This window comes from Aurantimonas marina (assembly GCF_017183135.1).
Classification (GTDB): Bacteria; Pseudomonadota; Alphaproteobacteria; order Rhizobiales; family Rhizobiaceae; genus Aurantimonas; species Aurantimonas marina.
This window is the reverse complement of sequence record NZ_JADDXW010000047.1, coordinates 1-1275: the sequence shown is the minus strand read 5'-3', so window position 1 is coordinate 1275 and position 1275 is coordinate 1. Positions and strand designations below refer to the sequence as shown.

The 1275-nt window shown below is 69.3% G+C and carries 1 protein-coding gene; it reads left to right on the top strand.

Features of this window, described 5'->3' with window-relative positions:
• Positions 1-1211 (top strand): methyl-accepting chemotaxis protein (locus tag ING15_RS19210; protein ID WP_232845894.1); only part of this gene is annotated, 1211 nt, incomplete at its 5' end.
• Positions 1212-1275 lie beyond the last annotated feature (64 nt).

The window sequence follows — 1275 nt, the reverse complement described above, 5'->3', positions numbered from 1 at the left end:
AGGACGAAGTTGGCCGGATGGCGAATGCGGTTTTGGCGTTCAAGCAGGCGGCATTGGAGAAGCAGCGTGTGGAGGCCGAGGCGGTGACGCGGCGCGAGGAGGCCGAGGCCGAGCGGCGCCAGAACGGCGAGCGCCAGCAGATGACGGCGAAGGAGCAGGATCTGGTGGTCGGCGAGATTGGCACGGGCCTGGCCAAGCTGTCGGACGGCGATTTGACCTATCGCATCGCGCGGGATTTCCCGGACGCCTATGTGAAGCTGAAGGACGACTTCAACGCGGCGATGGACGAGCTCAGCGAGACCATGGCGACGATCGCCGGAACGACGGGCTCGATCCGCTCGGGCACCGGCGAGATCAGCCAGGCCTCGGACGATCTGGCCCGGCGCACCGAGCAGCAGGCGGCGAGCCTTGAGGAGACGGCGGCGGCGCTGAACGAGATCACGGCGACGGTCAAGCGCACCGCCGAGGGCGCCAACCACGCCCGCGACGTGGTCGCCAAGGCCAAGACGGGGGCCGAGGAATCGGGCGTCGTGGTCGGCAGCGCGGTCGAGGCGATGACCGGCATCGAGGCCTCGTCCAAGCAGATCAGCAACATCATCGGGGTGATCGACGAGATCGCCTTCCAGACCAACCTTCTGGCGCTGAACGCCGGGGTCGAGGCGGCCCGGGCCGGCGAGGCGGGCCGCGGCTTTGCCGTGGTCGCCCAGGAAGTGCGTGGGCTGGCCCAGCGCTCGGCCGATGCGGCCAAGGAGATCAAGACGCTGATCTCGACCTCGAGCGCCCAGGTCGGCCAGGGGGTGGAGCTGGTGGCGCGAACCGGTCAGGCGCTGAAGGACATCGCCGACCAGGTCAGCGAGATCAACACCATCGTGCGGGAGATCTCGTCCTCGGCGCAGGAGCAGGCGACGGGTCTGGCCGAGGTCAACACGGCGGTGCACCAGATGGATCAGGTGACCCAGCAGAACGCCGCGATGGTGGAGGAATCGACCGCCGCCTCGCACCGGCTGACCCAGGAGACCAGCGAGCTGGTCCGTCTGGTCGACCGCTTCGATCTCGGCGCCGCCAAGCCGGGGGCAAAACCGGCCCGGCCCGGCGCCCGTCCGGCCGCCCATACGCCGCAACTGGCCCCGCAACTGGCCGTCGTCGGCAACACCGCCCGAAAAGCCCAGCCGGTCGCCGCCAACGAGACCGACAGCTGGGAAGAGTTCTGAGCCGGCGCAACGGCCGCTCACACTGACACCTAGACCAAGGGCGGTCCGGTCAAACCGGGCCGCC